The organism is Citrobacter sp. RHBSTW-00570, assembly GCF_013739755.1.
GTDB classification, from domain to species: Bacteria; Pseudomonadota; Gammaproteobacteria; order Enterobacterales; family Enterobacteriaceae; genus Citrobacter; species Citrobacter braakii.
The window spans coordinates 2,007,701-2,034,289 of the sequence record NZ_CP056399.1; the positions used below are offsets into that span (position 1 = coordinate 2,007,701).

30 protein-coding genes and 1 riboswitch are annotated in these 26,589 nt (G+C 54.3%); of the genes, 22 read left to right on the top strand and 8 right to left on the bottom strand.

What is annotated here, in order from left to right; all coding sequences use genetic code 11:
* Positions 1–14: 14 nt before the first annotated feature.
* The 8 genes from pduJ to pduA are packed head-to-tail and all read right to left on the bottom strand — an operon-like array spanning position 15 to position 6,492.
* The gene (pduJ, locus tag HV237_RS09365) at positions 15–290 is read right to left on the bottom strand and encodes a propanediol utilization microcompartment protein PduJ (protein WP_001057752.1); all 276 of its coding nucleotides are present in this window, start codon (positions 288–290) and stop codon (positions 15–17) included.
* Positions 291–309: 19 nt separating this feature from the next.
* The gene (locus HV237_RS09370) at positions 310–660 is read right to left on the bottom strand and encodes a glycerol dehydratase reactivase beta/small subunit family protein (RefSeq protein ID WP_016156873.1); all 351 of its coding nucleotides are present in this window, start codon (positions 658–660) and stop codon (positions 310–312) included.
* Positions 650–2,482 carry a diol dehydratase reactivase subunit alpha gene (locus tag HV237_RS09375; RefSeq protein WP_019077098.1) on the bottom strand — a complete coding sequence of 611 codons (1,833 nt, stop codon included), beginning with the start codon at positions 2,480–2,482 and terminating at the stop codon, positions 650–652. The genes HV237_RS09370 and HV237_RS09375 overlap by 11 nt, the downstream gene beginning before the upstream one ends.
* A 15-nt stretch (positions 2,483–2,497) precedes the next feature.
* On the bottom strand, positions 2,498–3,016 hold the full coding sequence (gene pduE / locus HV237_RS09380) for a propanediol dehydratase small subunit PduE (protein ID WP_046275691.1): 519 nt from the start codon (positions 3,014–3,016) through the stop codon (positions 2,498–2,500).
* Positions 3,017–3,030: 14 nt separating this feature from the next.
* Positions 3,031–3,705, bottom strand: a complete 675-nt coding sequence (gene pduD / locus HV237_RS09385; protein ID WP_047357936.1) for a propanediol dehydratase medium subunit PduD — start codon at positions 3,703–3,705, stop codon at positions 3,031–3,033.
* Positions 3,706–3,715: 10 nt separating this feature from the next.
* Positions 3,716–5,380, bottom strand: a complete 1,665-nt coding sequence (gene pduC, locus HV237_RS09390; RefSeq protein WP_003030249.1) for a propanediol dehydratase large subunit PduC — start codon at positions 5,378–5,380, stop codon at positions 3,716–3,718.
* 18 nt (positions 5,381–5,398) lie between these two features.
* Positions 5,399–6,211 carry a propanediol utilization microcompartment protein PduB gene (pduB, locus tag HV237_RS09395; protein WP_016153528.1) on the bottom strand — a complete coding sequence of 271 codons (813 nt, stop codon included), beginning with the start codon at positions 6,209–6,211 and terminating at the stop codon, positions 5,399–5,401.
* A complete protein-coding gene (gene pduA / locus HV237_RS09400) occupies positions 6,211–6,492 on the bottom strand; it encodes a propanediol utilization microcompartment protein PduA (protein WP_003030255.1) in 282 nt (93 codons plus the stop codon). Before pduA ends, pduB begins: the two co-directional genes overlap by 1 nt.
* Before the next feature lie 525 nt (positions 6,493–7,017).
* Between pduA and pduF the strand changes: the two genes are divergently transcribed.
* The 22 genes from pduF to cobT all read left to right on the top strand — a co-directional run bounded on the left by pduF (position 7,018) and on the right by cobT (position 26,023).
* Positions 7,018–7,827 (top strand): propanediol diffusion facilitator PduF, encoded by an 810-nt coding sequence (gene pduF / locus HV237_RS09405; RefSeq protein WP_016153527.1) that lies wholly within the window; start codon positions 7,018–7,020, stop codon positions 7,825–7,827.
* A gap of 201 nt (positions 7,828–8,028) precedes the next feature.
* Entirely contained in the window at positions 8,029–8,940 is a 912-nt protein-coding gene (gene pocR / locus HV237_RS09410) for a regulatory protein PocR (RefSeq protein ID WP_016153526.1), read from the top strand.
* 332 nt (positions 8,941–9,272) lie between these two features.
* Positions 9,273–9,448, top strand: a riboswitch (cobalamin riboswitch).
* Positions 9,449–9,535: 87 nt separating this feature from the next.
* Complete coding sequence (locus tag HV237_RS09415; RefSeq protein ID WP_047357937.1) at positions 9,536–10,915, top strand: cobyrinate a,c-diamide synthase; 1,380 nt, start codon at positions 9,536–9,538, stop codon at positions 10,913–10,915.
* Positions 10,912–11,871, top strand: coding sequence for an adenosylcobinamide-phosphate synthase CbiB (cbiB, locus tag HV237_RS09420; RefSeq protein ID WP_047357938.1), 960 nt, complete (start codon positions 10,912–10,914; stop codon positions 11,869–11,871). The genes HV237_RS09415 and cbiB overlap by 4 nt, the downstream gene beginning before the upstream one ends.
* 10 nt (positions 11,872–11,881) lie before the next feature.
* Entirely contained in the window at positions 11,882–12,514 is a 633-nt protein-coding gene (locus tag HV237_RS09425) for a cobalt-precorrin-8 methylmutase (protein ID WP_047357939.1), read from the top strand.
* Positions 12,511–13,647, top strand: coding sequence for a cobalt-precorrin-5B (C(1))-methyltransferase CbiD (gene cbiD, locus HV237_RS09430; protein ID WP_016153523.1), 1,137 nt, complete (start codon positions 12,511–12,513; stop codon positions 13,645–13,647). Before HV237_RS09425 ends, cbiD begins: the two co-directional genes overlap by 4 nt.
* On the top strand, positions 13,641–14,246 hold the full coding sequence (locus tag HV237_RS09435; RefSeq protein ID WP_047357940.1) for a cobalt-precorrin-7 (C(5))-methyltransferase: 606 nt from the start codon (positions 13,641–13,643) through the stop codon (positions 14,244–14,246). The genes cbiD and HV237_RS09435 overlap by 7 nt, the downstream gene beginning before the upstream one ends.
* Positions 14,236–14,805, top strand: a complete 570-nt coding sequence (locus HV237_RS09440; RefSeq protein ID WP_016153521.1) for a decarboxylating cobalt-precorrin-6B (C(15))-methyltransferase — start codon at positions 14,236–14,238, stop codon at positions 14,803–14,805. The genes HV237_RS09435 and HV237_RS09440 overlap by 11 nt, the downstream gene beginning before the upstream one ends.
* Positions 14,798–15,571: a cobalt-precorrin-4 methyltransferase gene (locus HV237_RS09445; RefSeq protein WP_003030275.1), complete on the top strand. Its 774-nt coding sequence runs from the start codon at positions 14,798–14,800 to the stop codon at positions 15,569–15,571. The genes HV237_RS09440 and HV237_RS09445 overlap by 8 nt, the downstream gene beginning before the upstream one ends.
* Positions 15,552–16,607: a cobalt-precorrin 5A hydrolase gene (gene cbiG, locus HV237_RS09450; protein ID WP_047357941.1), complete on the top strand. Its 1,056-nt coding sequence runs from the start codon at positions 15,552–15,554 to the stop codon at positions 16,605–16,607. The genes HV237_RS09445 and cbiG overlap by 20 nt, the downstream gene beginning before the upstream one ends.
* Positions 16,607–17,332: a precorrin-3B C(17)-methyltransferase gene (locus tag HV237_RS09455; RefSeq protein WP_003030278.1), complete on the top strand. Its 726-nt coding sequence runs from the start codon at positions 16,607–16,609 to the stop codon at positions 17,330–17,332. The genes cbiG and HV237_RS09455 overlap by 1 nt, the downstream gene beginning before the upstream one ends.
* Entirely contained in the window at positions 17,329–18,114 is a 786-nt protein-coding gene (locus HV237_RS09460; protein ID WP_047357942.1) for a cobalt-precorrin-6A reductase, read from the top strand. Before HV237_RS09455 ends, HV237_RS09460 begins: the two co-directional genes overlap by 4 nt.
* 10 nt (positions 18,115–18,124) lie before the next feature.
* Positions 18,125–18,919 (top strand): sirohydrochlorin cobaltochelatase, encoded by a 795-nt coding sequence (locus tag HV237_RS09465; RefSeq protein ID WP_047357943.1) that lies wholly within the window; start codon positions 18,125–18,127, stop codon positions 18,917–18,919.
* Positions 18,916–19,629 carry a cobalt-factor II C(20)-methyltransferase gene (locus HV237_RS09470; RefSeq protein WP_016156863.1) on the top strand — a complete coding sequence of 238 codons (714 nt, stop codon included), beginning with the start codon at positions 18,916–18,918 and terminating at the stop codon, positions 19,627–19,629. Before HV237_RS09465 ends, HV237_RS09470 begins: the two co-directional genes overlap by 4 nt.
* Positions 19,626–20,363: a cobalt ECF transporter S component CbiM gene (gene cbiM / locus HV237_RS09475; RefSeq protein WP_016153516.1), complete on the top strand. Its 738-nt coding sequence runs from the start codon at positions 19,626–19,628 to the stop codon at positions 20,361–20,363. Before HV237_RS09470 ends, cbiM begins: the two co-directional genes overlap by 4 nt.
* Before the next feature lie 2 nt (positions 20,364–20,365).
* Positions 20,366–20,647, top strand: coding sequence for an energy-coupling factor ABC transporter substrate-binding protein (locus HV237_RS09480; protein WP_006683999.1), 282 nt, complete (start codon positions 20,366–20,368; stop codon positions 20,645–20,647).
* The gene (locus tag HV237_RS09485; RefSeq protein ID WP_047357944.1) at positions 20,634–21,311 is read left to right on the top strand and encodes an energy-coupling factor ABC transporter transmembrane protein; all 678 of its coding nucleotides are present in this window, start codon (positions 20,634–20,636) and stop codon (positions 21,309–21,311) included. The genes HV237_RS09480 and HV237_RS09485 overlap by 14 nt, the downstream gene beginning before the upstream one ends.
* Before the next feature lie 8 nt (positions 21,312–21,319).
* Complete coding sequence (locus HV237_RS09490) at positions 21,320–22,135, top strand: energy-coupling factor ABC transporter ATP-binding protein (RefSeq protein WP_016153514.1); 816 nt, start codon at positions 21,320–21,322, stop codon at positions 22,133–22,135.
* Positions 22,132–23,652, top strand: coding sequence for a cobyric acid synthase (locus tag HV237_RS09495; protein ID WP_047357945.1), 1,521 nt, complete (start codon positions 22,132–22,134; stop codon positions 23,650–23,652). The genes HV237_RS09490 and HV237_RS09495 overlap by 4 nt, the downstream gene beginning before the upstream one ends.
* A complete protein-coding gene (cobU, locus tag HV237_RS09500) occupies positions 23,649–24,194 on the top strand; it encodes a bifunctional adenosylcobinamide kinase/adenosylcobinamide-phosphate guanylyltransferase (protein WP_016153512.1) in 546 nt (181 codons plus the stop codon). Before HV237_RS09495 ends, cobU begins: the two co-directional genes overlap by 4 nt.
* Positions 24,191–24,934 (top strand): adenosylcobinamide-GDP ribazoletransferase, encoded by a 744-nt coding sequence (gene cobS / locus HV237_RS09505; RefSeq protein WP_047357946.1) that lies wholly within the window; start codon positions 24,191–24,193, stop codon positions 24,932–24,934. Before cobU ends, cobS begins: the two co-directional genes overlap by 4 nt.
* Positions 24,935–24,958: 24 nt before the next feature.
* Complete coding sequence (cobT, locus tag HV237_RS09510) at positions 24,959–26,023, top strand: nicotinate-nucleotide--dimethylbenzimidazole phosphoribosyltransferase (protein WP_016156857.1); 1,065 nt, start codon at positions 24,959–24,961, stop codon at positions 26,021–26,023.
* The last annotated feature ends 566 nt before the right edge of the window (positions 26,024–26,589 follow it).

Genomic DNA, 26,589 nt, shown 5'->3' on the forward strand with positions numbered 1-26,589 from the left:
TTGGTTGCAACGACTTATGCGGATTTAGGTAAAATGGCTTCAACGTCGCTGTGCGGACGCGGGATAACGTGGCAGGATTTCACCTCGCCAACGGCGCTTGCTGCAGCGCTTCCTGCATCTACGGCAGCTTTCACTGCGCCGACATCGCCGCGAACCATAACGGTGATAAGGCCTGAGCCGATTTTTTCGTAACCAACCAACTGCACGTTTGCGGATTTCACCATGGCATCAGCGGCTTCAATAGCGCCGACAAGCCCTTTTGTTTCAACCAGTCCCAGTGCGTTATTCATACTGCTTTTCTCCTGTGGGTTATGAGTGGCATTCCCGAAACGGAATGCCTTTAACCAGCCGCGCAGCGTTATTACCAATGCTGCGTCGGGCATGGTTATCTTGTTGATACGTCAGCGTAAATAGTGGCGCTGATGTGGGTAAGTTTTTATAGTGCACGACCAGTTTTTCGCGACTGCAGCCAATGCCAACCAGCAGTGGCGATTGGCAAGCCGCCAGCCATGCGTTGTGGATAACGTCAGTTGACGGGCTCTCCTGAATCACAAAGGGGATCCCTTCTTCTTCAATACCCAGCAGCACATCACTCCAGACGTCAGTGCATCCAGCAGTGGCGAAGATAACGATGGCTGGCGTGGTGAGATTACTTTCCATGAGCGAATGCCTTGTACCAGGAGAGAATCAGCCCTGTCGCGACCGCGTTGCGCGGACCTTCGGTGCCTCGAATGTTGCCGCGCCCGGCAACCAGGCGATAGTGTGCCAGCGCATCGGTGACCAGTTGCGGAACTTCAAAGTCCAGGGATGAGCCGCCAACCAGCACCACAAAGGGAATATCCCGAATGTTCCCGGTCGGACTCACCTGACGTAGCGCTCTGAGTGCGTTGGTGACGAAAACGCGTTCCTTAGCGCTGCGGCGAATGGCCCGGACTTTCTCCAGCGCCAGTTCGCCTGGCAGTGGCACCAGTTCATCGGGTTTTACTACGCATACGCGGGCAAAAACCGTTGGCGGGAGAGGTGTAGGGAAGAACTGGACGCTGCCATCTTCGTGGCGAAGATGGAATAAGCTCTCGACTTTAGCCAGCGGGTACTTTTTGATCTCTTCAGCGAGATAACGGTCTTCCAGCCCCAGTTCACGGGCAATAATCATCGTGACCATATCGCCCGCACCCGCCAGGTGTGTGGCAATAATTTCGCCTTTCGGGTTGATGATGGAGGCATCGGTCGATCCTGCACCGAGATCCAGAATAGCCAGTGGACGCGTCGTGCCGGGGGTGGTTAAGGCCCCCAGAATGGCAGCTTCGGCTTCGGCGCCGCCAACCTGGACGTCAATGTTGAGCTTTTGCGTGATTTCCTGAGCAATCATCGCCATTTGCAGGCGGTCTGATTTCACCATGGAAGCAATGCCGACAGCCTGTTCCAGCGAGAACTCACCGGCTAGTCCGCCGGTCACGCTGACGGGAACCGAGGTATCGACTGCCAGCAGGTCCTGAATAAAAATTTCGTGGCTGGGTTTGTTGGTTAATTCAGCCATTGTCTGGCGCACATGCTCCAGCATGCCGCCAATATTGGTGCCAGCCTCTCCGGTGACGTTATCCAGTTTCGGGCATTCACCAACCGCTTTCATAATCGCTTCAGCGCCAGCTGCAACGTCGACCCGTACGGTACGACCCTGTGACTGTAGCTCCAGATTTCCGGCAGGAATGGCTCGTGCTTTCACATCACCTGACGGTGTTTTCACAACCACGGCAGAACGGTTGCCAATCAGCGCCCGCGCCATCGGGACAATGTTTTTAGTCTCGTCGGCGTTGAGGCCAAAAACGGTCGCAATCCCGTAAGGGTTAGAAAGCGTTTCAATGACTTTTCCTGGAATTGCGACCTCAATGGCAGCCAGCATACCTAACGGGATGCGGTCGATATGAAGGACTTCATCGACGATAGGCAGGGGGTGGGTCAGACGATTACTGACCAACACGCCATCGTCCTGCTGCAAAATAACGCCAGTTAACTGGTATCCGGCGCGGACGGAGGCATTAATCATCGTGGCGACATCGGCGAAATCAAATGCCGATGACACCACCAGAATATAGGGCGTATCCGCCGGACGGCTGAGCAGGTCTTCCGGCGTAATAGTGACGCCAACGCCTAATCCGACGCCGCCCGGCGTTTTAGGGTTATGGCCGATCATGGTGGATTCAGTGATGATGGTTTCGGTTATCGTTTCCATCGCGACGTCACCAATGACCGGGGTGGCTTCGTTAATGCGGATGAGCGAAATATCGCTGACATTGATACCGGCATTTTTTGCTGCCAGCGAAAGTGCCTCCTGAATACCAAACACATTACGTAATGTGCCTTTAATTCCGGTGGTTTCTGCCAGCGCACTGCCGGTGATGCTCAGTGCGCCAGACTCATCGAGGGTAGCCAGAGCGACTTCCGTTGATGAGTTGCCTATGTCAATGCCAGCTATATATCGCATGATCCTGTCCCTGAGTTAGTCGTCGCCTTTGAGTTTTTTACGCTCAACGTACAGCGCTGCCGCTTCACGAACGAAAGCTGCACAGATCTTTGCCTGATAACGATTTTCGAGATCGTCAGCGATAGCCATCAGCTCGTCTTTCGTTGAGCGGTATGGGCGCAGCGCGTTGTAGATCTCAAGAATGCGATCGTCAGGTACAGCGGTTAGCTCAGCGGCGCGCTCGAAGTTCATCGCCAGCCTGTCACGTCCGGCATCTTTGGCGATTTCCGCCTGAAGGCGCAGCGTTTCAGGGGTGATGCGCATGTCCTGCGCCGTCACTTTGTTGCTCAGAACATTTTCGAGCGTGAAGTCATCCAGAGTTTTGTTGGTTGCGGTTTTTACCCACTCAGGATGTTTATTCGCGAGAGGGTAATCCGTGACTTTCGCGGTATGTGCTGGTGAACTCGCCGCGGCCGGCGTCGCGGGCTCGCCTTGCAGGCTGTTCATCCGGCTCAGCACATCCCGAACCATCGATTCAATTGCGTCGGTATTCATGGAGTTATCCTTTATCAAAGCGCCACGCGCAGTTCCTGCGGGTTTTTGCCCGTCACGACGTATTTGGTCTCTTTAATGTGCAGAATGGCCGATTTCGCCTGGTACTTAGGACGAGCCATCTGGTCATTCAGAGTAGGGACCGGTTGCGGAGATTCACGCTTGGCATAACGCGCGGCGTTTTTACCGATCTGACGATAGGTTTCCAGCGTCAGAAGCGGTGCCTGAGGGAACAGCTCCAGGTTAGAAAGCGGCGGTAACCCCTGCTGGTGGATAACCGTGGTGCCTTTTGACTGGATGCCGATAGAGATCCCGGAACCGCTCAGACGGTTACCTTCCACGGCGACAAATGCCACATCGGAAGATTTAAAGCAGCGGATAACGCGCGCTTTAATGCCTTCTTCTTCAATACCCGCAATCACTTCGCGCAAGATGTTCTTATGCGGGATCCCTACGATATTGACGGTTTGCGACAGTCCAAACGCGGGACCTACGGCAATAATCACTTCGTCCTGCTGCTGGCCTTGTTTGGCTTCGCCAATCTCGGTCAGAAAGCTGTCGCCCTGCACCGCTGCAGCCTGTGGAGCGCTAGCCGCTGTCGATGCACGGAATGAGACGGGTTTGTCGCTGGTTTGCATTTCAGACAGTACGTCTTCAATTATCTGGCGCAGCAGCTTTTCATTGATTTCCATTTTTCACCCCTTAGCCAAGTTCGTTGGGATCAAGTGCGCCAGGGATGTTTTTGATCTCTTCCCAGCGTTCGCCTTGTAGGCGATAACCTGTTGCCGGACCGGCATAGTCATTGACGTCATTTACTGCGGATAGCACCTGTCCGTCGCCAACGATAATGGCGGAGGTATGCAGATAATCCCCGGTTAACTTGGCTTTCTGGATGTTGAGCATGTCCTGAGCGACATCGGTAAACCCGCCCTGAGCAAGGGCTTTCACCACTTCCAGACCGTTACGGTTTTTATTGATGATCTCTTGCGCAAACTTGATATCTTCAACGATGTTTCGCTCCGGCATATCTTTCGAACCGTGGGCGTAAGTCGCCGCTTCCACTTCTTCATCAGTGATTGGCGGTAATCCCATCCCGGCAAAGACGGCCTGCAGTGCACGTGCCGCTTTATTACGAATGGCGATAACGTCTTCTTCACGAACCGGACGCAGACCCCCATCTACCTTGAGGTCTCGCTGGAGAACGTTGTAGTCGTCAAAATCTTCGGCATCCTCGTTCGAACCCGCAAACATATTGTCGTAGTTCGGTACAGCGGAATAACCGGAAGAAATGAAGTCAGTACCCGGCAGGAACTGCATCAGCAGGCGGGCAGTACGACGCATATCCGAGTGGGTAAAGGTTTGGTCGTTACTGGAGGCACACTCCAGATCCAGGGAGGAACAGATCAGGTTTTCAGCTAACACCGCACGAATGCCTGATGGCACAGCGGAAGGCACGCCGATGCAGCTTACTGAACCATTTTGTAAACCCTGTACGCCAGCGGCTTTGGTGATGTAAATACAGCGGGCTTCAAGGTAAAGCATCGATTTACCTTCGGCGTAACCCATCTGAACTTCTGAGCCAGAACCGGAGGTAAAGCGCATTTTCAGACCGCGTGAGGCGTAGGAAGAGGCGAGGAAACCTTTCGACCATGGCGTGTCATCGCCGTCGGTAAATACGGGTTCAGTACCATAGACAGAGATGGTTTCCGCGTAACAGGTGTGGCCTAACATACCGAGTTTAAGTTCGGTCGCTTCTTCCAGCGAGCACTGGGTTAATACGCCAGGGCGCCCAACCTGTGAGCCGACTAACAGCGCAATGGCGTTAAAGGGTGCATAACGCGCAACGGCAACCGTCGTTTCCTGTTCGTCAAATCCGCGCCAGGCACCTTCAGCCGCATCAGCGGCAATCTGCACTGGATTATCTTTAACGTTAGTGACGTGCGCCTGCTGAGACGGTGTACGACGAGCACGCATTTTCTGCATGGCCATCATCATCTCAACGACGTTCATATGGGACACCACTTCGACAATTTTTGCCGGGGTCATTGCGGTGGTCAGCGGCACAATGTCTTTGCGCTTCACGTTAGGGTCGCAAAGCATATTGGCAAGTTTTACTGAGTCCATCGCCATGACTTCTTCAGCGCGCGCCAGGTTAATGCCATAGCGGGCAATGAAATGGTCAATTAAGTCAAATTCACTGGCGGATTTGCCGTCCAGTTCTGTGACTGTACCGTTGACGATTTTAATCGACGGTTTAGGGTCGTTCGGGCTTTCCATCGCAATGAAGCCTTCTTCGATCCACTCCTTAACGAAGCCATCCTGATTCACAGGGCGCTTCGCCAGTGCTTCAAATCTTTTCGATCTCATGAATCAGCCTCACTGATATCAGATGTAGGACGGACGATCGTTTTTCGGTTCTGAGCCGAGGGTCCCGAGTACGGTTTTACCGATTTCGCGGGCGGAGATAACGGCCTGACGCACAGCGCCGGAATCGCCTGAAATGACCAGAATGGCTTCGTTACTGAAGCTGGTGCCATGGGCTGGGGAGCTGTAGGCCACTACTTCCACGTTGGCGGATTTCAGCGCAGTATCAGCCATCAGGACACCAACGGATGCCGGGGCGCCGACGATCACGCCACAGGCACGGCCAATCGGTGCACCAAAGGCTTTTTCCAGCGCGTAGCTGGCGCGTGCGGTGTATTGCATTTCGATGTGACCGGCTTCGTTGGCATACACATCGCCAAAGGTGCGATCCAGTTCTTTCAGCGCAACCTCAATTCCGCGTTTCACGTCGGAAACATCGTTGCCGCCGAGAATAATCAGCGAACCGTGACCCGCGCCGCCTTTGGTATCACGTGGCAACTCAATACTGACGACTTCAGTATTGGTGGCTTTTACCGCTTCATCTGCGGCCATGATGTGCGGGCCTGCACCAGTACGCGCGCCAAGGATGCCAATGGAGCGATACCGTTTTTCAAGTTTCATTGCGTCCAGTAGGGCGCTGTCCACGTTGGCGATTACCAGACCGACGGTGTCGCCAATCGCAGTACCGACAAACTCCGTTAAACTGCAGCTTTTCTCTGCCATAGCCGTTTCTCGTGTTGGAGGATTATTTTCAGGGATAGCCTGCTGTTCCGGCGTTGCCACGCGAGCAATCACCTGCGCCATGATCTGATCAACCAGCTCATTGCTGCTCATTAGCTAATTCCCTTCGGTAAGATTTTTTCTACATCGGTGTGAGGGCGTGGGATGACGTGTACGGCTTTCACTTCTCCCACATTACGTGCTGCGGCGGCACCTGCATCTGTTGCTGCTTTGACTGCGCCAACATCGCCGCGGACAATGACTGTTACCAGCCCCGAACCAATTTTTTCGTAGCCGACCAGCATTACATTGGCTGACTTCACCATTGCATCTGCGGCCTCTATGGCTGCAGTTAAGCCTTTGGTTTCTACCATTCCTAACGCTTCTTGTTGCATAAAGACCTCGCCTGGGTTGTCCCGATGTTCATGACTATAAAAAGAAGCGAGGAAAAAGAATGGCTGACTTGAAATTGAGAGTGAAAAAATAATAGAGGTAAGGTGATATAAAATTGCTATTAATTATTTTAACTTGTTGTTTTTAATGACTATATTAAATCTCATTGATATGATTATTTAGTTATGTCAGTTCCACATTTACACTTTTTCTGGTGACATTATAAATATCATTTGCTATGCGAAAAAAAAGAAATTGTGATGGTGGTTTGAAAACGGATTTCTGCTAATAGCAATATTTTATTGTTTTGAAAATGTCCGTGTAATACGCGAAATCCCGATTGTCTCTAATGTTTTAATAAAGTGCGTAGCAAGAATTTGCTATTGCGCCACGATTTTAAAGGGCAAGCTATCCGCAGAATGCCAACAATTTGCTGATACGGCCTTTTATAGTAAGCCTCGAAGTATTCTACTTGCCAGTAAGGAGTCCGCTGGTAAAGACACGAACTCTGCTTAGAAGGTGTCACAATGAACGATTCACTAAAAGCGCAATGCATTGCTGAGTTTTTGGGTACCGGGCTATTTTTGTTTTTTGGTATTGGCTGCCTGAGCGCTCTGAAAGTCGCAGGTGCCAGCCTGGGATTGTGGGAAATCTGCATCATTTGGGGGCTGGGGATCTCGCTTGCAGTCTACCTGACGGCCGGGATTTCTGGCGCGCATCTCAACCCTGCTATCACCATCGCACTGTGGCTGTTTGCCTGTTTTCCGGGGCGCAAAGTTTTACCTTACACTGTGGCGCAGGTCGCGGGGGCCTTTGGTGGCGCTTTGCTGGCTTATTTGCTCTACGGCAGTCTGTTTACCGAGTATGAGTCGGCCCACCAGATGGTGCGCGGCAGTCTGGAAAGCCTGCACCTTGCCAGTATTTTTAGTACTTATCCTGCGGCGGCGCTCAGCGTCTGGCAGGCAGCGTTGGTCGAAGTGGTGATTACCTCCATTCTTATGGGGATGATCATGGCGCTGACTGACGACGGTAACGGCGTTCCTAAAGGTCCGTTGGCACCATTGCTGATTGGTATTCTGGTTGCTGTTATCGGCGCATCCACCGGTCCGCTCACCGGATTTGCGATGAATCCGGCGCGTGATTTTGGTCCTAAATTGTTTGCCTGGATGGCCGGATGGGGAGATGTTGCGATGACCGGCGGGCGTGATATCCCTTATTTCATTGTACCGATTGTGGCCCCTATCATCGGCGCGTGCGCGGGTGCAGCAATTTATCGTTATTTGATTGGCAAAAATTTACCGTGTAATACGTGTAAGCTGGACGAAAATGAGAGCTAGCTTCACAGAAGCAGTTTATTTTTGAAAAGTAAAAACTGTTTTCGTGATCCGGTATCCTGAACTGCCCAAAAAGTCTCCCAAGAATGGGAGACTTTTGTTATGTTCAATTACGACTTTCATCAATGCTCAGGATGGCAGGGTGAAAACGAATGTGAATAATATGTTTTATTTATAACAATAAATTAACTGAGAGGTTTTATCATGATTTCTGCGAGTGCCCTGAACTCAGAACTCATTAATAAAATCGCACAGGATTTTGCGCAGGCCACCAGTCTGGCCGTTGTGGTTGTCAATATTCACGGTGATGAAATTTCTGAGCTTTTTAATTTCACCCCTTTTTGCCAGTTGATGCGTCAGCATCCTCAGCACAGTACCCGTTGTCGTATGAGCGATCGCTGTGGAGGGCTGGAAGCCTCTAAATCCGATCAACCCTGCATCTATCGCTGTCACGCCGGACTTACCGATTTCTCAATTCCGCTGGTCATTGCGGGGCACCTGGTAGGGTTTGTGCTTTGTGGCCAGGTACGCTTAAGTAACGATGTTGGTTTGGTTGATATTCTGAATGTAGATGACCGCTGGCAAGCCGATCCCGAACTGGTCAACGAGTTTCGTAATGTACCGGAAATGGACTATTCGCGAGTCATCGCCTCAGCGGATCTGCTGAAGCTCATCGTAGAAAATTGCCTTAAGAAACAACTTAATTTTGTGGTTATCAAAGATAACCCGCAGCAGTCAGAGCCGGTACGCGCTAACCGCAGCACCAATCCTCATGACAGCAAAATGAAAAAAGCACTGCGCTATATTGATGCGCATTTATCAGACGAATTGCGTCTGGAGGATGTCGCCTCTCATGTTTACCTTAGCCCTTACTATTTCAGCAAATTGTTCAAAAAATATCATGGTATCGGTTTTAACGCATGGGTAAACCAGCAGCGAATGGCCAGTGCAAAAGAGCTGCTTTGCCACAGTGACTGGAGCATAGCCAGCATTGCGCGTAATTTAGGATTTTCGCAAACCAGTTATTTTTGCAAAGTTTTTCGTCAAACGTATCAGGTCACGCCGCAGGCATTTCGCCAGCAAATAAATGTCATTTCACGTGGCGAATCCGCTTAAATGGCAATATTTTGCTATTGCCGATTTTTGATATAGGGCGCTATGTCAGTCATTATAAAATGAAAAGTAGCGACAGCAGTCAATAAATTGTCATAGCGCAACAAAATATTAGTATTAGAGGGATAAACTGCACCAGTTTTTATTTTTGTGATGAGATACAGTGTCTCTGTGAATGACTTTCTTTATTCTTTGTTGGCACTTTCATTCAGAATGCGAGCATATGAATAAGTGGGTTTATGCCAGGTAATTGGTTGAATGAACCCGGCAAGATATTAAATTGAATTATTGTCATGAGGTCGTGAATTTACCTCATAACAGAGAGCTTAATTAATCAGGCTCTTGAACTGACAGGTTTGCCACATTTGTGGTAGGGAAGGGGGTGAGAATCCCCCGCAGCCCCCGCTGCTGTGATGCTGACGACCCCGTATTGACCACTGATCGCAAGATTGGGAAGGACGGGTGAGGATGACGCTAAGCCAGAAGACCTGCCTGTCAGTGACTACCAACAACTTCGGTGGGAAGTGGGTGGTTCAGATGCATACAGTCGAGAGACTGGGTATCTTTACACCCCTACCACCCTGAACAGGATCAGGGTATGGCGGCCAATTTTCACGCTTTTGTTCTTGCAGGTACCGGAAGCGGCTGTGGTAAAACCACGGTGACGCTGGGCTTGTTGAGCTTGTTGAAAAAACGCGGTTTACGCGTCCAGCCCTGCAAAGTAGGCCCCGATTACCTTGATACCGGCTGGCATACCGCGGTATGCGGCACTGCTTCCCGCAATCTTGATAGCTTCATGCTTCCCGTCCCCACCCTGAATGCTTTATTTCGCGAGCACATGCAACATGCGGATATCGCCGTTATTGAAGGCGTTATGGGGTTGTATGACGGATACGGCACCGACCCAAACTACTGCAGCACCGCCGCGATGGCCAAACAGTTAGGCTGTCCGGTTATCCTACTGGTTGATGGCAAAGCCGTTTCCACCTCGATCGCCGCGACAGTAATGGGGTTTCAGCATTTTGATCCAACCCTGAATATTGCCGGCGTTATTGTTAACCGGGTTAACAGCGAAACGCATTACCAGCTCCTGAAAGTGGCGATTGAGCGTTACTGCGCTGTACCCGTATTAGGCTACGTTCCCCGTATGGAAGGCGTAGCGCTTCCTGAGCGTCATCTGGGTTTGGTTACCGCGCGTGAGTCGGTTATCAACCAGCAGCCGTGGCAGGCGTTTGCCGCGACGCTGGAGCAAACCCTTGATATCGACGCGCTGCTGAGATTAAGCCAGTTCGACACGCTTCCTGCTGGTGAATGGCCAGCGTTGCCCGCCGCAGACGCCGGGGCAGGGCTAACGCTTGCCATCGCCGATGACGAAGCGTTCAATTTCTACTACCCGGACAACATTGCGCTACTGGAGCGCACGGGGCTTAAGATTGTCCGTTTTAGCCCGTTGCACGACACCTGTTTACCCGACTGTCAGATGATCTGGCTGGGGGGGGGCTATCCTGAGTTACATGCTGCGGCGTTGGCCCGTAATATTGCAATGCTTAACCAACTGCGGGCGGCGCACCAGCAGGGTGTCGCGATTTATGCCGAGTGCGGGGGGCTGATGTATCTCGGCAGTTCGCTGGAAGACAGCCTGGGTGATACCTGGCTGATGGCGGATATCATTCCCGGTCACAGCAAAATGGGAAAACGTCTGACCCGATTTGGCTACTGCGAAGCGCAGGCCGCGCAGCAAACGTTGTTAGCTGCAGAAGGCGAAGTGCTGCGCGGACATGAATTCCACTACTCCGATTTTACCCCTGAAACCTCCGCGGTGATGAACTGTCGCAAAGTGCGCGATGGCAAAACGCTGCAAGCCTGGTCCGGCGGCTGGCAGGTGGGAAATACCTTTGCCAGCTATCTACACGTTCATTTTGCTCAACGTCCGCAGATGCTTAACCACTGGCTGGCAGCCGCGAGGAGCGCACTATGACCATCCTCGCGTGGTGTGTTGCCTGGCTGCTTGATTTTATCATCGGCGATCCGCAGAACTGGCCGCATCCAGTGCGCTGGATTGGCAATCTGATTTCTGCAGTGCAGCGAGTTGTTCGGCGTTACTGCCATAGCGACCGTGCGCTACGCATCGGTGGCGCGGTGATGTGGATTGTGGTGGTTGGGCTGACCTGGGCTGTGTCCTGGGGAGTACTGGCGCTGGCGCACTCTATTCATCCCTGGCTTGGTTGGGTGGTTGAGGTCTGGATGATCTTTACCGTGCTGGCCGGGCGCTGCCTGGCAAATGCCGCGCAGGATGTCGAGCGTCCGCTACGTGCCGGTAACCTTGCTGCAAGTCGGGAAAAGCTGTCATGGATTGTGGGACGCGATACCTCGCAATTACAGCCACAGCAGATCAATCGCGGCGTAGTGGAAACCGTGGCTGAGAACACCGTTGATGGCATTATCGCGCCGCTGTTCTTCTTGCTCCTCGGCGGTGCGCCTCTGGCGATGGCCTACAAAGCGGTAAACACCCTTGACTCCATGGTGGGCTACAAACATGAAAAATACCGCGCTATCGGTATGGTCAGCGCTCGTCTGGACGATGTCGCAAATTATATTCCCGCGAGACTAAGTTGGCTGCTGCTGGGCGCAGCGGCATTTTTATGTCGCCAGGACGGCGCGCGTGCTTTGCAGATTGGCTGGCGCGATCGCTACAACCACAGCAGCCCAAACTGCGCGTGGTCAGAAGCGTCCGTTGCCGGGGCATTAGGAATTCGTCTGGGTGGTCCTAATGACTACTTTGGCGAGCGCGTTGAGAAACCGTGGATCGGTGATGCACAACGCGATATTTCGGTAGACGACATTTCCCATACGATTCGATTGATGTGGGTGGCATCGATGCTGGCACTGGCGCTGTTTATTGCGCTGCGGTGGCTGCTGGTCGGTGTAGCCTGAGGACAACACAATGCAATATATCCAGCAACCCCAGGCGATAGAGGCCAAAAGTTTCGACATTATTGGCGAGATCATCCGTGAAACCCGCCCGGACTATCAGTTTGCCAGCTCGTTACATGAAGCCATTATCAAGCGGGTCATTCACACGACAGCGGATTTCGACTGGCTGGACATTCTGTGGTTTTCCAGTGATGTGCTGGAGCAGTTCTGTGCGGCGCTTAGCCGTTCGAGCGTGATTTATACCGATACCACTATGGCCCTTTCCGGGATTAATAAAACGCTGTTGGCAAAATTCGGTAGCGAATGCCGCTGCTACATCAGCGACCCGCGGGTCGTGCGGACGGCAAAAGAGCAGGGCATTACCCGGTCAATGGCGGCCGTTGACATTGCGGTGAAGGAAGAGGGTGAAAAGCTGTTTGTGTTTGGCAACGCGCCGACAGCGCTGTTCCGCCTGCTTGAGCATGATGTGGCCGTGAGTGGCGTAGTTGGCGTACCGGTTGGGTTCGTCGGTGCAGAAGAGTCGAAAGATGCACTGACCCAAAGCAATCTACCCGCCATTGCTGCGTTAGGTCGTAAAGGGGGAAGTAACGTCGCCGCCGCGATCGTCAACGCCATGCTTTATCACATGCAGGGGGCGCGATGAGCGAGTCCTTCGATACGCCTGTGTGGCACAACGGTAAAGCGCTGCGTAAAGGATATACCACGGGATCGTGCGCGACGGCGGCGGCAAAAGTGGCGGCGCTGATGGTATTGCGCCAACACCTGATCCATCAGGTTTCTATCGTGACGCCATCAGGTGTGACGCTGTGTCTGAACGTAGAGTCACCGCATATCGAAGGACAGCAGGCGATAGCCGCCATCCGCAAAGACGGTGGCGATGATGTGGATGCCACTCACGGCATGCTGATTTTTGCCCGCGTGACGTTAAACGATAGCAAAGAGATAACCCTTCAGGGCGGGGAAGGCGTCGGCACGGTAACCCGCAAAGGGATCGGCCTGCCAGTGGGCAGTTCGGCGATTAATCGCACACCTCGCCAGACCATTGAGTCTGCGGTTCGTGAGGCGATTGGTCCGAATCGTGGGGCGCAAATTGAAATCTTCGCGCCGGAAGGCGAAGAGCGGGCGCAAAAAACCTACAACTCCCGCCTTGGCATTCTGGGCGGCATTTCGATCATTGGTACGACTGGGATCGTCACGCCGATGTCAGAAGAAAGCTGGAAACGTTCACTGTCGCTGGAACTGGAAATTAAGCGAGCGGCGGGGCTGGAGCGTGTCGTACTGGTGCCAGGAAACCACGGCGAACGTTTTGTGCGTGAGCAGATGGGGATCGACACCCAGGTTGTGGTCACTATGAGCAATTTTGTCGGCTACATGATTGAAGAAGCCGTCCGTCTGGGGTTCCGACAAATTGTGCTGGTGGGACACCCTGGTAAGCTCGTCAAAATTGCGGCGGGGATCTTTCATACCCACAGCCATATTGCCGATGCTCGCATGGAAACGCTGGTGGCCCACCTCGCGTTACTGGGTGCGCCGCTGGAACTGCTCACGCTGGTCAGCGACTGCGATACCACCGAGGCGGCGATGGAACACATAGAAGCATACGGTTTTCAGCACATTTACAACCATCTGGCTAAGCGCATCTGTATGCGCGTCCTGCAAACGTTGCGCTTTACCAAAAATCCCCCGACCTGTGACGCCATCATGTTCTCTTTTGATAATCAGGTACTTGGAAGTAATCGCCCGGTCGCAGAGATTGCTGAGGAGATGCAATGTTAACCGTTGTAGGGATGGGACCAGCCGGTTTGCATTTGATGACGCCTGCGGCGCGTGAAGCGGTCGCAACGGCTGATGTTCTGGTCGGTGGAAAGCGACATTTGCAGCAATTCCCGGATTTTACCGGTGAACAGTTTGTTCTCGGTGCCAATATTCTCGAACTCTTGAACTGGATTTGCGCGCACCAGGAACAACGTGTTGTGGTGCTGGCATCTGGCGATCCGCTGTTTTACGGCATCGGGACGCGCATGGTGGCGCATTTCGGTATTGAAAATGTGCGCATTATTCCCGGTATTAGCGCGGTGCAGTACCTGTGTGCGCAGTCCGGTATTGATATGAACGATATGTGGCTGACCAGTAGCCATGGTCGCAGCGTCTGTTTCGATGAACTGGCGCGACATAACAAGGTGGCGATGGTGACAGATGCGCAGTGCGGCCCGCGTGAAATTGCGCAGCAGCTCATTGCACGAGGCAAGGGACATCGCTGGATGGTGATTGGCGAAAACCTGGCAATGGAAAACGAACGGATCCATTTCCTGCCTGTGAGCGAAGTTAACGCCGACTATGACATGAATGCAGTGGTGATCCTTGATGAAAGATGAGCTGTTTCTACGTGGAGAGAAAGTGCCGATGACCAAAGAAGCGGTACGTGCACTTGCCCTCTCAAAACTTGAATTACACCGCGCCAGTCACCTGATTGATATTGGCGCAGGAACCGGCAGCGTGTCGATAGAAGCCGCGCTGCAATACCCTGGATTGCGCGTGACGGCAATCGAGCGTAACCCGGCGGCGCTCAGGCTGCTGGATGAAAACCGCCAGCATTTTGCCTGTGCAAACATCGACATTTTTCCCGGTGTTGCGCCGATGACCATCGCTGAAAAAGCCGATGCTATTTTCATGGGCGGCAGCGGCGGCCATTTGACTGAACTGATTGACTGGTCAATGCGTCAATTGCATCCCGCAGGGCGGCTGGTGATGACATTCATCCTCCAGGAAAACCTCAACACCGCGCTGGCACATCTGGACCATCTTGGCGTACCGGGAGTGGATTGCCTGCAGCTACAGGTTTCCTCGCTTACCACGCTTGGCAGTGGTCACTATTTCAAACCGAATAACCCCGTATTTGTTATCGCCTGTCAGAAGGAAGGAAACCATGTCTGAGATTTTTGATCCCCGTAGCGTGTGGTTTGTTGGCGCAGGTCCTGGCGATCGCGAGCTGATTACCCTCAAAGGTTACCGGTTGCTACAGCAGGCGCAGGTTGTTATCTACGCCGGATCGCTGATTAACACCGAACTGCTGGAATATTGTCCTGCTGGTGCTGAATGCCACGACAGCGCTGAACTGCATCTGGAGCAGATCCTTGATCTGATGGAAGCCGGAGTGAAAGCGGGTAAGACCGTGGTGCGTCTGCAAACCGGCGATGTTTCGCTGTACGGTTCCGTGCGCGAGCAGGGCGAGGAACTGACCAAACGCGGGATTGACTGGCAGGTGGTGCCCGGCGTCAGCGCATTCCTTGGTGCGGCGGCGGAGTTGGGCGTTGAGTATACCGTGCCTGAGGTCTCACAGAGCCTGATCATTACCCGCCTGGAAGGACGCACGCCGGTGCCGGAGCGCGAACAGCTGGAGTCATTTGCCAGTCACCAGACATCTATGGCGATTTATCTGTCCGTTCAGCGTATTCATCGTGTGGCCGAGCGTTTGATTGAAGGCGGTTATCCGGCGACCACGCCCGTGGCGGTGATCTACAAGGCAACCTGGCCGGAAAGCCAGACCGTGCGCGGTACCCTGGCGGATATTGGCGACAAGGTTCGTGATGCGGGCATCCGTAAAACGGCCCTTATTCTGGTCGGTAATTTCCTGGGCTCGGAGTATCACTACTCCAAACTCTATGCGGCGGACTTTAGCCATGAATACCGTAAAGCCTGAGTCAATTGCGCTTTTTTGCCTGACCCCGGGAGGCGTTACGCTGGCAAAACGTCTGGCGGCCATGCTGCCGGTCACCTGTTTTACCAGTGAAAAGCTGCTGGAGGAGGGATTCATTCCTTTCGAAAACGGCTTTGCGAATACCACCCGCGAAGCGTTTGCGAATTACTCGGCGCTGATTTTTATCGGTGCGACCGGCATTGCGGTGCGCGTGCTGGCCCCGCTGGTCAACGACAAATTTTGCGATCCGGCGGTGGTAGTCATTGATGAACGCGCCCAGCATGTCATCAGCCTGCTCTCCGGTCACGCGGGCGGTGCCAATGCGCTGGCGCGGTATCTGGCGGGCATGTTGGGCGCCGATCCGGTGATCACCACTGCGACGGATGTCAACGATATGGCGGCACTGGATACGCTGGCATTTCAACTGAATGCCCGGATGAGTGATTTCCGTTCGGCGGTGAAGATCGTTAATCAGATGCTGGTCAGTAATAAGCGGGTGGGGCTGTGGTGGGATGATGAACTGACGCAGGATGTCAGTCATTGCGACCGGCGCGGATTTATCACGGTAACCGATCTCAATCAGCTTCCTGAACTGGATGCGCTGGTGTGTATCACCTTACGCACCAATTTGCCCGATCTGCCTGTTCCGCACTGGAAGCTGGTGCCACAACGTGTTGTGGCCGGAATTGGTTGTCGTCGTGACACGCCGTTCCCGTTGCTGGCCGCGCTGCTTGCCAGGCAACTCGAAGCCCAGCAGCTCGATCCGCTGGCGCTAAAAGCGATTGGCAGTATCACGCTGAAAAAAGATGAACAGGGACTTATCCAACTGGCTTCGTGCTGTCGCGTTCCTTTCGAGACCTTTACTGCTGACGCGCTGCGTGAGCATGAACACCGTTTCCCGGCCTCATCGTTTGTTCGCAAAACGGTGGGTACAGGGAGCGTTTCCGGTCCTGCAGCCTGGCTGCTGAGCCACGGAAAACTGTTAGGCGAGACCCTGCGAGAACAGGGCGTCACTATCACTTTGGGAGTTTCACACTGATGTTAAGCGTAATTGGAATTGGCCCTGGCTCGCAGGCAATGATGACCATGGAAGCCGTTGAAGCATTGCAGGCAGCGGAAATCATCGTTGGCTATAAAACCTACACCCACCTGGTAAAAGCGTTCACTGGCGACAAGCAGGTGATCAAAACCGGGATGTGCAAAGAGATTGAACGCTGCCAGGCGGCGATCGAACTGGCGCAGGCGGGTCACAACGTGGCGCTGATCAGCAGCGGTGACGCAGGGATTTACGGTATGGCCGGGCTGGTGCTTGAGCTGGTCAGCAAGCAAAAGCTGGACGTTGAGGTCAGGCTGATCCCAGGAATGACGGCCAGCATTGCCGCCGCCTCTTTGCTGGGCGCGCCGTTGATGCACGACTTCTGCCACATCAGCTTAAGCGATCTGTTAACACCGTGGCCAGTTATCGAAAAACGTATAGTGGCTGCCGGCGAAGCAGACTTTGTAATCTGTTTCTACAACCCGCGCAGTCGGGGTCGCGAAGGACATCTGGCGCGCGCATTTGAGCTGCTTTCTGCCAGCAAGAGCGCGCAAACGCCGGTGGGTATTGTGAAGTCAGCCGGACGTAAAAAACAGGAAAAATGGTTGACCACCCTGGGTGAAATGGACTTTGAACCGGTTGATATGACCAGCCTTGTGATCGTTGGCAACAAAACAACCTATGTTCAGGACGGCCTGATGATCACGCCACGAGGTTATGTGCTGTGAATTACGGTGATGTGTTGGTCATGGGCGGTACCAGCGATGCGCGCATGCTGTGCCAGCAACTGGACGCAGCCAATGTGGCCTACACCCTGTCAGTTGCGACCCCAACGGGGAAGCAGCTGGCGGGAGATATCAAAGGTCAGGTGCGCTGCGGACGTCTGGAGCGCGAACAAATGATTGCCTGGCTACAGGAAAATCAGACGCGCTGGGTGATAGACGCCTCGCATCCGTATGCCGAGGTGGTGAGCCGCAACATCATGAACGCCTGCGAAGCGGCGGGGGTACTGCTGAGCCGCTATCAACGTCCTGAGCAGTTGAGCGGTTTAACCCATCCGCAGCTTTATACCGTACAGAGTATTCAGCAAGCCTGCGAGGTTGCGCGCCGCTTCGGTGACCGCGTGCTGCTGACGACCGGCAGTAAAGATCTGGCTATCTGGCGCGAAGGGTTGCCTGAAAAAACGCTGCTGGCGCGCGTCCTGCCTGTACCCGAGGTTATTCAGCAATGCGCGGACCTGGGATTTGGCGTCGGTGAGATTTTTGCATTGTGCGGGCCGTTTAGCGCCGAGTTCAACGCTGCGTTTTATCGCCAGTGTCAGGCTGATGTGGTGATCACTAAGGCATCCGGTGCGGAAGGTGGTTATCAGGAAAAAGTTCAACCCTGTCTGGATGCAGGTATCCCCTGCATCGTGATTACACGTCCGGCACCGTTGGTGACGGGAGAAGAGTTACTGGAAAGTCAGGCCGCCTTTGGGGCGCGTTTAACGCGCTGGCTGGCCGCTGCTTAAGGAGTTAGAGATGAAAAAGGCGCTTCTGGTGGTCAGCTTTGGCACCAGCTATCACGACACCTGTGAGAAAAATATTGTGGCTTGCGAGCGCGATCTCGCAGCCAGTTGCCCTGACCGCGACCTGTTTCGGGCGTTTACCTCCGGGATGATTATCCGCAAGCTCAAGCAGCGCGACGGCATTGAGATCGACACGCCGCTGCAGGCACTGCAAAAGCTGGCGGATCAGGGGTATCAGGACGTGGCTATTCAGTCGTTGCACATTATCAACGGTGATGAATACGAAAAAATTGTCCGCGAAGTGCAAAGCATGTGCCCGCTTTTTTCTCGCCTGACGCTGGGTGTTCCGCTGCTGAGCAGCCATGACGATTACGCCCAGCTGATGCTGGCGCTGCAACAGCAGATGCCGGTGCTTGGCGAAAATGAAAAAGTGGTGTTTATGGGACACGGTGCCAGCCATCATGCCTTTGCCGCCTATGCCTGCCTCGACCATATGATGACGGCACAGCGCTACCCGGCGCGGGTTGGGGCGGTGGAAAGTTACCCGGAAGTCGATGTGCTGATTGAAAGTTTGTCTCAGGAAGGGGTGACGGCGGTGCATCTGATGCCGCTGATGTTAGTTGCTGGCGATCATGCCATCAATGATATGGCCTCTGACGAAGAGGATTCCTGGAAAACATTGTTCAATGCGGCCGGGATACCGGCTACGCCGTGGCTCAGTGGTCTGGGTGAGAATCCGGCGGTTCGCGCTATGTTCGTGGCGCATTTACAACAGGCGCTTAATGTGGCGCTGGAGGAAGCAGCATGAGCGGAAAACTGTACGCATTAAGCACCGGGCCAGGCGCTTCCGATCTTATCACCGTGCGGGCCGCACGCACGCTGGGTACGCTGGATATTCTCTATGCGCCCGCCGGGCGCAAAGGTGGCGACAGTCTGGCTCTGTCGATCGTACGTGAATATATCGGCGAGCAGACCGAAGTTCGCTGCTGCCATTTTCCTATGAGTGCTGACAGCGCCGAAAAAGAGGCGGTATGGGATGACGTTGCGGCCGCGCTGGTTCAGGAAGTCGAAGCGGGTAAGCAAGTGGGCTTTATTACACTTGGCGACGCCATGCTGTTCAGCACCTGGGTTTTTTTACTCCAGCGTATTGGCTGTCCTGACTGGTTAGAAATCGTCCCGGGCGTGACCTCTTTCGCTGCGATTGCCGCGCGGTCAAAAACGCCGCTCGCCATGGAGCAACAGTCACTGGCCGTGGTCTCCTGTACCGCGCCGGAAGCGGAAATCCAGCAGGCGTTAAAGCAGCATGACAGTCTGGTGCTGATGAAGGTATACGGTCGTTTTGCGCGCATCAAAGCGCTGCTGCAACAAGAGGGTTTGTTGGGCTGCGCATTGATGATGTCTGAAGCCACGCTGCCGGGTGAACAGTGCTGGCGTCATCTCGATGAGGTGAGCGACGATCAGCCGCTGCCTTATTTCTCGACCATTCTGGTCAATAAACAGTGGGAGTATGCACAATGAAGCTTGAACAACAGCTAAAACAGCTGTCTTTCAGCGGGTTGGCTGCGGCGCTATTACTGATGGTTGTTCCTGAACAAGCGTTCGCCATGCACATAATGGAAGGTTTTTTGCCGCCGATGTGGGCGCTGGCCTGGTGGCTGCTGTTTTTACCGTGCCTGTGGTACGGGCTGGTGCGGCTGCGCCAAATCGTGCAGGAAGATAGTCACCAAAAAGTATTACTGGCTCTGTGCGGCGCGTTTATTTTTGTGCTGTCGGCGCTGAAAATTCCTTCTGTTACCGGAAGTTGTTCGCACCCTACCGGGGTAGGCCTGGCGGTTATCCTGTTTGGACCGGGCGTGGTGGCAATCCTTGGGGCAATCGTCCTGCTGTTCCAGGCGCTGTTACTGGCGCACGGTGGTTTGACAACGCTTGGCGCTAACGGCATGTCGATGGCGGTGATTGGCCCGGTAGTGGGTTACATGGTATGGAAAATGGCCTGCCGTGCGGGGTTGCGTCGTGATGTTTGCGTCTTCCTGTGCGCGATGCTGGCGGATCTCGTCACCTATTTCGTGACCTCGGTGCAACTGGGCGTGGCGTTCCCGGACCCATCCGCCGGTGCTACGGGTTCAATCATCAAGTTCATGGGGATTTTCTGCCTGACGCAGATCCCAATTGCGATAGCGGAAGGTCTGCTCACCGTAATGATTTATGACCAGTTAACCAAACGGCAGTTGATTACCGCTCAAGGACATTAACGATGAAAAAGACGCTGATTTTGTTAGGGATGGTAGTGGCGCTGGTGATCCTGCCGTTCTTTATCAACCATGGTGGAGAGTACGGTGGCTCAGACGGTGAGGCGGAGAGTCAGATTCAGGCAATTGCCCCACATTATGAGCCGTGGTTCCAGCCGTTGTATGAACCGGCAAGCGGCGAGATTGAAAGCCTGCTGTTTACGCTTCAGGGATCGCTGGGCGCAGCCGTGATTTTCTACATTCTGGGTTACACCAAGGGCAGGCAACGCCGTGATGACCGGGCTTGACAGGCTTAGCTATCAAAGCCGCTGGTTTCATGTCTCACCCGTGCGGAAATTTCTGCTCTGGCTGATGATGATGATTCTGGCGTTTACTCTGCCCCCGTTGGGGCAGGGTATTGAGCTGTTACTGATTGCCGCGCTGAGCTGCTGGCTGCTGCGCATTTCCTTCTGGCGCTGGTGTCGCTGGATGGCATTACCGTTTGGTTTTCTGACGGTCGGCGTCGTGACCATTCTGTTTAGTTTTAACCGCGATCCGCAGACGCTGCTGGCCAGCATCCCCGTTGGAAGCTACTGGTTAGGCGTTAGCGCGCCAGGGCTTGTCACCGCCAATGAAACCTTCTGGCGCAGCCTGGCTGCGCTGGCGGCGACGTTCTGGCTGGTACTGAATCTGCCGTTTCCGCAATTGATTATCTTACTCAAACGCGCGCACGTTCCTCGCCTGCTCACTGAGCAGATCCTGCTAACCTGGCGCTTTATTTTTATCCTGTTAGACGAGGCGCTGGCTATTCATCGCGCACAAACGCTACGTTTTGGTTATCGTAGCTTGCCGTTGGGCTATCGCTCGCTGGCGATGCTGGTGGGATTGCTGTTTACTCGCGTGTTGATCCGCTACCAGCAAATGACCACCACACTGGATATCAAACTGTATCAGGGTGATTTTCACCTGTAAGGAAAAGTATGCTTGCCACTTCAGCGCTTTGGTTTCGCTATCAGGATGACCCGATCCTCAAAGGGCTAACGCTGGACTTTTCAACGCATGCCGTCACCGGGCTGGTCGGTGCTAATGGCTGCGGGAAATCCACGCTGTTTATGAACCTGAGTGGTTTACTGCGCCCGCAGGAAGGCGCGGTGATGTGGCAAGGCAAACCGCTGGATTACAGCAAGCGCGGCCTGCTGGCGCTGCGTCAGCAGGTGGCAACCGTATTTCAGGATCCCGATCAGCAAATTTTTTATACCGATATCGACAGCGATATTGCCTTCAGCCTGCGCAACCTTGGGGTGGATGAGACTGAAATCTCCCGCCGGGTGGATGATGCGCTCACGCTGGTCGATGCCCAGCATTTTCGCCATCAGCCTATTCAGTGTTTAAGCCACGGGCAAAAAAAACGTGTGGCGATTGCCGGGGCGTTGGTGTTGCAGGCGCAGTATTTGCTACTGGATGAACCTACTGCGGGCCTTGACCCATCAGGTCGCACGCAGATGATTGAGATAATCAAACGCATCGTAGCGCAAGGAAACCACGTGGTTATCTCCAGCCATGATATCGATCTTATCTATGAAGTCAGCGATGCAGTGTACGTTTTACGCCGGGGTGAAGTGCTAACACACGGCTCGCCGGGTGATGTGTTTGCCCGGACGGATCTTATTGAACAAGCGGGATTAACTCAGCCCTGGCTGGTGAAGCTGCATACCGAGCTGGGCTTCCCGCTGTGTAAAACAGAGGCTGAATTTTTTAGCTGTATGCGAGAGAACGCACTGAAGGAGGCGTCATGACGCAGGCAATAATGTTGCAGGGAACGGCATCTGATGTAGGTAAAAGCGTGTTGGTCGCCGGTCTGTGTCGAATTTTTTATCAGGATGGACTGCGTACCGCACCGTTCAAATCGCAGAACATGGCGCTGAACTCTGGCATTACGCCAGAGGGCAAAGAGATGGGGCGCGCGCAAATTTTTCAGGCTGAGGCCGCCGGTATTACGCCAGATGTGCGTATGAATCCGGTGCTGCTTAAGCCGACCAGCGATCGTAAAGCGCAGGTTGTGCTGATGGGCAAAGTGGCAACCGATATGGATGCGGTGAGCTACCACGAGTACAAACCTAAACTACGGGATCAAATCCTGTCTGTTTATAACAGTCTGGCGCAGGAGTTCGATGTGCTGGTACTGGAAGGGGCGGGAAGCCCGGCTGAGATTAACCTGCGCGATCGCGATATCGTCAATATGGGTATGGCTGAAATGGCGCAGTGCCCTGTCGTTCTGGTGGCGGATATCGACCGCGGCGGGGTGTTCGCCTCCATTTACGGCACGCTGGCGCTACTGCACGACCATGAACGCGCCAGGGTAAAAGGGGTGATCATCAATAAGTTTCGCGGTGATGTGGCGTTGCTGTATTCCGGGATTGAGCAAATTGAAGCGCTGACCGGCGTTCCGGTCCTGGGCGTCATGCCATGGCTGGACGTTGATCTGGAAGATGAAGATGGCGTTGCGCTGCAAAAGGGCAAATATTTGCGCACAGACAAACGCGACATCGATATCGCCGTTGTTCAGATACCACACATTTCTAACTTTACTGATTTCAATGCGCTTGCCGCACAGCCGGATGTGCGCGTGCGCTATGTTCGCCAGCCAGAAGAGTTGGCGGGGGCCGATCTGGTGATTCTGCCCGGCAGCAAAAACACCCTGGGCGATCTGGTGTGGCTGCGTGAAAGCGGGATGGCGCATGGCGTGGTGCAATTACATCGTAATAACGTACCCGTGGTGGGGATTTGCGGTGGCTATCAAATGCTCGGCGAAACCATCATTGATGAAGTTGAGTCAGGACTCGGTACGTTGCCGGGTCTGGGCTTGCTCAATACCGTAACGCATTTTGCCCAGCATAAAACCACGACCCTGGTTGAGGGACAAATGTCCTCCTCGCTGCCGGACTGGCTGGCGGGTACCGCGGGATTATCCGTTCGCGGTTATGAAATTCATATGGGCGAAACGGCATTAACCGAGGAATGCCGGTCGGTGATGACGCTGCGTAAAGACGGTGGCAACGTGGCTGATGGCGCGGTCACTGCCGATGGCCTGGCGTTCGGCACCTATCTTCACGGTCTGTTCGACAGCGATGAATTTACCCGTGCGCTGGTTAATGGCTTGCGAGAACGTAAAGGGTTAGCGCCGCTGGATTCCACCTTCCATTACGCGCAATATAAATCGCAGCAGTTTGATCTACTGGCGGATGCGATGCGGCAACACATCGATATTGAGAAAATTTATACCATCATGCAGCAACACCGGGAGCCAGTATGATGATTCTGGTGACTGGCGGCGCGCGAAGCGGCAAGAGTCGGCATGCGGAAGCGCTGATCGCAGATTCTCCAAACGTTTTGTATATCGCGACTTCGCAGATTTTTGATGAGGAGATGGCTGCGCGAATTCAGCATCATCGTGACGGACGTCCTGCGCACTGGCGTACAGCCGAACGCTGGCAACATCTCGATGAACTGATTACGGCAGCAAACGATCCACAAGAAGCCATTCTGCTGGAGTGCATCACCACGATGGTGACTAACCTGCTGTTTGCGCTGGGCGGTGACAGCGACCCGGATAGCTGGGATTACGCGGCGATGGAGCAATCTATTGAGGATGAAATTCGTTCGCTGATTGCGGCCTGTCAGCGCTGTCCGGCCAGGGTTGTGCTGGTCACTAACGAAGTCGGAATGGGGATTGTTCCGGAGAACCGTCTGGCACGGCATTTTCGCGATATTGCAGGACGTGTGAACCAGCGACTGGCGGCGGCGGCTGATGAGGTCTGGCTGGTGGTATCAGGAATTGGAGTCAAAATTAAATGAGTAAGTTGTTCTGGGCAATGCTCTCTTTTATTAGTCGCTTGCCCGTTCCTGCTCGCTGGTCGCAAGGACTGGATTTCGAGCACTATTCGCGTGGCATTGTGATGTTCCCGCTAATTGGCGTGGTGCTGGGAGGGTTGACGGGGCTGGTCTTTATGGCGCTGCAGCCCTGGTGTGGGGTGCCGTTGGCGGCCCTGTTTGCAGTCCTCACGCTGGCGTTATTGACCGGGGGATTTCATCTCGACGGTCTGGCGGATACCTGTGACGGTATTTTTTCTGCCCGTCGACGCGAGCGGATGCTGGAAATCATGCGTGACAGCCGCCTGGGGACCCACGGTGGACTGGCGTTAATTTTCGTGTTGCTGGCAAAAGTGCTGGTGGTGAGCGAACTGGCTTTGCGGGGCACGCCGATGCTGGCGGCGCTTGCTGCCGCTTGTGTCGCCGGGCGGGGTGCCGCTGTTTTGCTGATGTATCGACATCGCTACGCTCGCGAAGAAGGGCTGGGCAACGTCTTTATCGGTAAAGTCACCGGGCGTCAAACCTGCGTCACGTTGGGATTCGCGGCGATCCTGGCTGCCGTGCTTCTTCCTGGCATGCGCGGCGTGGCGGCGCTGGTTGTTACGATGGTGGCGATTTTTATTCTTGGGCAGTTATTAAAACGCACGTTGGGTGGGCAAACCGGCGATACGCTGGGCGCTGCCATTGAACTTGGCGAGTTGATTTTCCTGCTGGCTCTGCTCTGAGTCAGCCAACATACTGGAACCCTTATGCAGACTTTAACCTCTTTACTCCACGCAATCCCTTCACCTGATAGTGCTGCGATGCTGCGTGCACAGCAGCATGTCGATGGCTTGCTTAAACCGCCAGGAAGTCTTGGTCGGCTCGAGTCGCTCGCCGTGCAACTGGCCGGAATGCCGGGTCTGAAGGGCGTACCGCATGTGAATGGCAAAGCGATGCTGGTGATGTGCGCCGATCACGGTGTATGGGATGAAGGGGTTGCCGTTTCGCCTAAAATCGTCACGGCTATTCAGGCTGCTAATATGACGCGTGGCACGACAGGCGTTTGTGTGCTGGCAGCTCAGGCGGGGGCAAAGGTACATGTGATTGATGTCGGCATCGATGCTGAGCTTATCCCTGGCGTGGTGAATATGCGCGTGGCGCGCGGCTGCGGCAATATTGCACAAGGCCCGGCGATGAGTCGTTCGCAGGCCGAGGAGCTGCTGCTGGAGGTTATTCGCTATACCCATGAGCTGGCCAAAGATGGCGTAACGCTGTTTGGCGTCGGTGAACTTGGTATGGCAAATACGACACCAGCGGCGGCAATCGTCAGCGTACTGACCGGCAGCGATGCCGAGGATGTGGTGGGTATCGGCGCTAACCTGCCGCTTTCAAGAGTAGGCAATAAAGTCGATGTTGTGCGGCGAGCAATCGCCGTCAATCAACCGGATCGCAATGACGGTATCGATGTGCTGGCTAAGGTAGGCGGGTTTGATCTGGTCGGCATGGCGGGGGTGATGTTGGGGGCGGCCTCCTGCGGCCTGCCGGTCGTGCTGGACGGTTTTCTCTCTTATTCCGCTGCGCTGGCAGCCTGCCAGATTGCGCCGCAGATTAAACCTTACCTGATCCCGTCACATTTCTCCGCCGAGAAGGGGGCTCGCACCGCGCTGGCGCATCTTGAACTGGAGCCGTATCTCAATATGGGGATGCGTTTGGGTGAAGGCAGCGGGGCCGCGCTGGCGATGCCGATTGTTGAAGCCGCCTGTGCAATGTACAACAACATGGGGCAGCTTGCCGCCAGCAACATTGTGCTTCCGGATGGTAAGGAAGCATAGTTTTCGGCCACGCTGAACCTCGCCCCATGGTGCAATACCGTTCAGTTAAGCATTATGGGGAACATGTGATTCTTGCTAAGGGTTCCGTTCACCTCGGCGGTAGCAATTCTCTGAAGCGCAGATACCCGTGAACGTGCAAGGGAGGCTCACCGCCGCCTCCCTTGCAACCCAGGCTCCCGGCGGGAAAATCGTCGCTGCGCGATTCATTCGTCTTATGCCGTCAGCCTGTCGGGTCGGGGCCGGGCCTGCGTCCCTGCAGGCCGTCCCCTCTGCCCGCATCCCTGCGGGCAGACCCGGTCAGCCGTCAACGCCTCATCGATTTTCAGCCGGACCGGGGTTATCGCTGCAACGCACTGACTTCCAGTTAACTCTGTTTTGCTGTTCAGATAAAAAACGCAGGTGGTCAGGTGTGGGCTGGTCCGGCTGAAAATTGCCGACGTGTTTCCGTAAGGCAGGGAGAACCCGCAGGGATGCGGGTTCAGGGCGCGTTTTGCAGGGATGCTACCTCGCGCCCGGCCCGGTAGCCTGGAGGAATAAACGGAGGGGACCGCGGAGCGGCAATTTTC

Coding starts and splice junctions, on each gene's coding strand:
- pduJ (WP_001057752.1), bottom strand. CDS start 290: ATGAATAACGCACTGGGACTGGTTGAAACAAAAGGGCTTGTCGGCGCT.
- HV237_RS09370 (WP_016156873.1), bottom strand. CDS start 660: ATGGAAAGTAATCTCACCACGCCAGCCATCGTTATCTTCGCCACTGCT.
- HV237_RS09375 (WP_019077098.1), bottom strand. CDS start 2,482: ATGCGATATATAGCTGGCATTGACATAGGCAACTCATCAACGGAAGTC.
- pduE (WP_046275691.1), bottom strand. CDS start 3,016: ATGAATACCGACGCAATTGAATCGATGGTTCGGGATGTGCTGAGCCGG.
- pduD (WP_047357936.1), bottom strand. CDS start 3,705: ATGGAAATCAATGAAAAGCTGCTGCGCCAGATAATTGAAGACGTACTG.
- pduC (WP_003030249.1), bottom strand. CDS start 5,380: ATGAGATCGAAAAGATTTGAAGCACTGGCGAAGCGCCCTGTGAATCAG.
- pduB (WP_016153528.1), bottom strand. CDS start 6,211: ATGAGCAGCAATGAGCTGGTTGATCAGATCATGGCGCAGGTGATTGCT.
- pduA (WP_003030255.1), bottom strand. CDS start 6,492: ATGCAACAAGAAGCGTTAGGAATGGTAGAAACCAAAGGCTTAACTGCA.
- pduF (WP_016153527.1), top strand. CDS start 7,018: ATGAACGATTCACTAAAAGCGCAATGCATTGCTGAGTTTTTGGGTACC.
- pocR (WP_016153526.1), top strand. CDS start 8,029: ATGATTTCTGCGAGTGCCCTGAACTCAGAACTCATTAATAAAATCGCA.
- HV237_RS09415 (WP_047357937.1), top strand. CDS start 9,536: ATGGCGGCCAATTTTCACGCTTTTGTTCTTGCAGGTACCGGAAGCGGC.
- cbiB (WP_047357938.1), top strand. CDS start 10,912: ATGACCATCCTCGCGTGGTGTGTTGCCTGGCTGCTTGATTTTATCATC.
- HV237_RS09425 (WP_047357939.1), top strand. CDS start 11,882: ATGCAATATATCCAGCAACCCCAGGCGATAGAGGCCAAAAGTTTCGAC.
- cbiD (WP_016153523.1), top strand. CDS start 12,511: ATGAGCGAGTCCTTCGATACGCCTGTGTGGCACAACGGTAAAGCGCTG.
- HV237_RS09435 (WP_047357940.1), top strand. CDS start 13,641: ATGTTAACCGTTGTAGGGATGGGACCAGCCGGTTTGCATTTGATGACG.
- HV237_RS09440 (WP_016153521.1), top strand. CDS start 14,236: ATGAAAGATGAGCTGTTTCTACGTGGAGAGAAAGTGCCGATGACCAAA.
- HV237_RS09445 (WP_003030275.1), top strand. CDS start 14,798: ATGTCTGAGATTTTTGATCCCCGTAGCGTGTGGTTTGTTGGCGCAGGT.
- cbiG (WP_047357941.1), top strand. CDS start 15,552: ATGAATACCGTAAAGCCTGAGTCAATTGCGCTTTTTTGCCTGACCCCG.
- HV237_RS09455 (WP_003030278.1), top strand. CDS start 16,607: ATGTTAAGCGTAATTGGAATTGGCCCTGGCTCGCAGGCAATGATGACC.
- HV237_RS09465 (WP_047357943.1), top strand. CDS start 18,125: ATGAAAAAGGCGCTTCTGGTGGTCAGCTTTGGCACCAGCTATCACGAC.
- HV237_RS09470 (WP_016156863.1), top strand. CDS start 18,916: ATGAGCGGAAAACTGTACGCATTAAGCACCGGGCCAGGCGCTTCCGAT.
- cbiM (WP_016153516.1), top strand. CDS start 19,626: ATGAAGCTTGAACAACAGCTAAAACAGCTGTCTTTCAGCGGGTTGGCT.
- HV237_RS09480 (WP_006683999.1), top strand. CDS start 20,366: ATGAAAAAGACGCTGATTTTGTTAGGGATGGTAGTGGCGCTGGTGATC.
- HV237_RS09485 (WP_047357944.1), top strand. CDS start 20,634: ATGACCGGGCTTGACAGGCTTAGCTATCAAAGCCGCTGGTTTCATGTC.
- HV237_RS09490 (WP_016153514.1), top strand. CDS start 21,320: ATGCTTGCCACTTCAGCGCTTTGGTTTCGCTATCAGGATGACCCGATC.
- HV237_RS09495 (WP_047357945.1), top strand. CDS start 22,132: ATGACGCAGGCAATAATGTTGCAGGGAACGGCATCTGATGTAGGTAAA.
- cobU (WP_016153512.1), top strand. CDS start 23,649: ATGATGATTCTGGTGACTGGCGGCGCGCGAAGCGGCAAGAGTCGGCAT.
- cobS (WP_047357946.1), top strand. CDS start 24,191: ATGAGTAAGTTGTTCTGGGCAATGCTCTCTTTTATTAGTCGCTTGCCC.
- cobT (WP_016156857.1), top strand. CDS start 24,959: ATGCAGACTTTAACCTCTTTACTCCACGCAATCCCTTCACCTGATAGT.